This is a genomic window from Gracilimonas sp., from assembly GCF_035704785.1.
Classification (GTDB): Bacteria; Bacteroidota; Rhodothermia; order Balneolales; family Balneolaceae; genus Gracilimonas.
In genome coordinates this window covers 1-3,702 of sequence record NZ_DASSWP010000221.1, presented here as the reverse complement: position 1 = coordinate 3,702, position 3,702 = coordinate 1, and the positions used below count along the sequence as shown (strand labels likewise).

Annotated in this window: 3 protein-coding genes and 1 tRNA gene; 2 read left to right on the top strand and 2 right to left on the bottom strand. The window is 44.3% G+C overall.

Annotation, left to right across the window (positions count from 1 at the left end):
* Together recJ and VFM80_RS12640 are read left to right on the top strand one after the other, a co-directional pair.
* Positions 1–1,429: single-stranded-DNA-specific exonuclease RecJ (recJ, locus tag VFM80_RS12645; RefSeq protein ID WP_395072216.1), on the top strand; the 1,429-nt coding region annotated here is incomplete at its 5' end.
* A gap of 84 nt (positions 1,430–1,513) precedes the next feature.
* Positions 1,514–1,589 (top strand) — tRNA-Phe (locus tag VFM80_RS12640).
* A 185-nt stretch (positions 1,590–1,774) separates the two neighbouring features.
* On the opposite strand, the gene VFM80_RS12635 is transcribed toward VFM80_RS12640, so the two are convergent.
* Complete coding sequence (locus VFM80_RS12635; RefSeq protein WP_395072214.1) at positions 1,775–2,218, bottom strand: JAB domain-containing protein; 444 nt, start codon at positions 2,216–2,218, stop codon at positions 1,775–1,777.
* A gap of 61 nt (positions 2,219–2,279) precedes the next feature.
* A complete protein-coding gene (locus tag VFM80_RS12630) occupies positions 2,280–3,242 on the bottom strand; it encodes an integron integrase (protein WP_395072212.1) in 963 nt (320 codons plus the stop codon).
* Positions 3,243–3,702: the final 460 nt, after the last annotated feature.

Below are 3,702 nucleotides of genomic sequence, written 5' to 3'. Positions count from 1 at the left end.
AACTACAGCTACGTCGTGTATATATACCTTCCTTAAAGAATTTGGAGTAGACGCCCACTACTACATCCCTCACCGCTTCAAGGAGGGATACGGAATAAATCCTGATGGCATTAAATTCGCAGAAGATATCAAGGCTTCACTTATTGTTTCGGTAGATTGTGGGATAACAGCTATTGAAGAAGCCAAAACAGCCAAAGAAAAAGGTATCGACCTCATTATTTGCGATCACCATACCGTTGGTGATGAGATTCCGGATGCCGTTGCTGTTCTTGATCCCAAACGCCCGGATTGCAAGTATCCCTTTGACGGCCTTTCAGGTGCCGGCGTCGGTTTTAAGCTTATTCAGGGAACCATTGAAAAGCTGGGCCTGCCCAAGTCTGTTTCCTATAAATTTCTGGATCTGGTTGCCATTTCTATTGCCTCCGATATCGTGCCCATCATCGATGAAAACCGGGTACTGATGAAGGCCGGGTTGAATATGATCCAAAAAAGTCCGCGTGTGGGAATTGAAGCCCTGCTTGATCTCATCAATGTGAATAAAGAGGAAGTAAATACTTCAAAGATCGTGTTTTCTATTGGCCCGCGAATTAATGCAGCGGGCAGAATGGGAGACGCGAGTACGGCGGTAAAGCTGATGATCTCTGAAACCCTGGCGGAAGCCAAATCACATGCGTATGAGTTGGAGTCGATCAACCTTCGCCGGCGCGATACCGATTCCAAGACCATGAAAGAGGCAATGGCCCAGATCGATAAGGATTTTGATATGGAGGAAACCTCGACCATCGTTCTTTATGCGAAAGACTGGCATCTTGGAGTGATAGGGATCGTTGCTTCGCGGCTTGTGGACCTGTATCACCGGCCTGCTATTATGCTAAGCAATGTGGATGGAAAAGTGAAAGGCTCGGCGCGGAGTATCAAAGGCTTCAATATTTACAACGCCATCAAAAAATGTGAGGATCTTCTGGAGCAATTCGGCGGGCATGAATTTGCGGCAGGACTCACACTCTCTGAGAAGAACCTGACTGAATTTCGCCGGCGCATGAACGAACTGGCATTTACGGATCTTTCCGACAATTCATTCGAACCGGAACTTACCATCGATACCAAGCTTGATCTCGGAGAAGTGGATATGAAATTCTGGAAATTACTGAGTCAGTTCGAGCCATTTGGGCCGGGAAACCTTCGTCCTATTTTTGTAAGTGAAGGTGTGAAAGTTGTGGGCGAGCCAACCATCGTTGGAAACGGACATCTTAAAATGCGGGTTAAGCAAGAAGACTCCGGAGTGTTCGATACCATTGGTTTTAATATGCACGAATACCTTCCGGCTGTACGAAACGGTAACCTTTTTAAGGTGGCCTATGTGATCGAGGAAAATAACTGGAACGGACGCCGAACCCTTCAGTTACGGTTGAAAGACATCCACGTCTAAAACTAATTCCGACTTTTTTGATCTATCTCGAAATCATTATTGTTTGTAGATCATAAAGGCTTTATCTTTGCCGTCCTTGTTTAAGGGACTGTAGCTCAGTCGGTAGAGCAACGGACTGAAAATCCGTGTGTCGGCGGTTCAAATCCGCCCGGTCCCACCACTCGTAAAGCCTTGTATCGCAATAACTTACAGCGATTCAAGGCTTTTTTATTTCTATTCCTTTTATATTTTCGGGACTCGCCGGGGACTCACTAATAATGGGATGAATCATAAAAAAATATTTTGGTTGGTGCCAAAATCCTGCGCGTGAAGTTAACCTAAAAAAAAGAAGGCCAAAGCCCTCTTTTACATCAACGCCTCATTTCTGAGTGACGTAAATCCTGATCGATATAGGATTATATGGTCTTCCACAGGAATCCCTAGGAGTTTTCCAGCTTCAACTGCTCGCTTAGTAAGCTGCACGTCAGCGGTAGAAGCTTTACGGTTACCAGAGGGGTGGTTATGAGCAAGAATGATAGAATTAGCCTTGCCAAGTAAGGCAACTTGGAATATGGCTGCAGTATCAACGATCGTAGCTGTGCTTCCTCCAGAAGAAATCAGGCTCCAGCCTAACACGTGTTTCATGTTGTCCAGAATTACGACTACGAACTCTTCTTTTAATTCAAGGTGATCATCATCCCATATAGATCTCAGGTAAGCTGCTGCTTCGTCCGGGGATGTGATTTTAGGTAGGGTTTCGACCGGCACGGTTGATTTATAAGCTAATGTAACTTCAGCGATTTGTGGCATGGGTATAAGATTGGTTGCGATTTATGAGGCTGTAAAGCCTTCATAGTTCTTATACCTGATTTTAGATAGTATCCACCGGGGATTTGATGTAGTTGCCGCCTTTGTTTATGACGTGGGTGTAGATCATGGTGGTTTTGAGGTTTTTGTGGCCGAGGAGTTCCTGAACGGTGCGGATGTCGTAGCCGTTTTGGAGCAGTTGGGTAGCGAAGGAATGCCGGAAGGTGTGACAGGTTACTTTTTTCTCGATATCTGTCTCAGCTACCGCTTTCTGAAGCTTTCTTTGAACCTGACGGCTTGAGATATGGTAGCGGTGTTCCAGGTTCGTGCGAGGATCTTTAGAGATCGTTGACGAAGGAAACAGATATTGCCATCCCAAACTTGTTTGTTCTTTGGGGTATTTACGAGCTAATGCTTTCGGTAGTATTGCTTTCCCGAATCCTTGGGTCAAGTCTTTTTGATGGATGCTTTTCACTTTCTGTATTTGCTTGCGAAGTTTTGGAATACATTTCTGCGGCAATAAACTTACCCGATCTCTATTACCTTTCCCTGAGCGGACCCATAGCTGTCCATTTTCGAAGTCAATGTCTTGCACTCGCAGGCGGAGACATTCAGATATTCTGATCCCACTTCCATAGAGTAGTTCACAGATCAAGAGAGTGCGCCCGTTTAACTGCTGTAAAATCACCATTGCCTCTGTATGGGATAGAACAACCGGTAACTTTTTAGGCTTTTTAGCTCGTTTCAGATTATCAAGATTCAGGGTTTCTTTATTCAGAACCTGTTTATATAGAAAAACCAATGCTGACAACGCCTGATTTTGTGTACTTGCCGCTACATTTCTGTCATTGGCCAAATGATTGAGGTATTGCTCAACCTCGGTATCTCCCAGTTTTTTGGGGTGAACCGTTCCATGAAATCGAATATACCTTATGATCCAGCTGGTGTATGCCTGTTCGGTGCGGTAGCTGTAGTTTCTTCTTCGGATTTCTTGCCTAACTTCTTCTAATAACTTTGACTTGCCCATAACACAGTTGCTAAAATTAATAATGTTGCTATATTGTTAGAGCGATGAGAAAGCAATTCCTTACAAAAATAATTGAATTTTATGCGACGAGGTTATGCGACATTAACTTCGCATATAAACCAAAAGATGTTTCAAGGGTTATTGTGAGGGATGTTTTAGAAGATTATACGACGTCTCATAAGATACCCCTTGTCGCATATTAATATGTTATGTGCCCGGCCAGGCTTTCAGGTTTTGTGTGTTTTGATCGGAGCTTTTTTGGGGTTCGTGGCTTTTAATGTTGTCCGGTACGTTGTTTGTGGTTTGCCACTATTTCGGTTCTAATCTGCGCCCGTGATTTTTTCAAATAGTCCGCTTGAAAGTTGTTCCATATAGGTTTCGAATTTCTGCAGCGCTCGGAGCGTTGTTCTCCAGCTCCTTCCCACTTCCGGTTAGCCTGTCCGGGAAACAAAGTAGTTTT

Excerpts from the sequence above, each read along its gene's own strand:
- VFM80_RS12635 (WP_395072214.1), bottom strand. The coding sequence starts at position 2,218 with ATGCCACAAATCGCTGAAGTTACATTAGCTTATAAATCAACCGTGCCG.
- VFM80_RS12630 (WP_395072212.1), bottom strand. The coding sequence starts at position 3,242 with ATGGGCAAGTCAAAGTTATTAGAAGAAGTTAGGCAAGAAATCCGAAGA.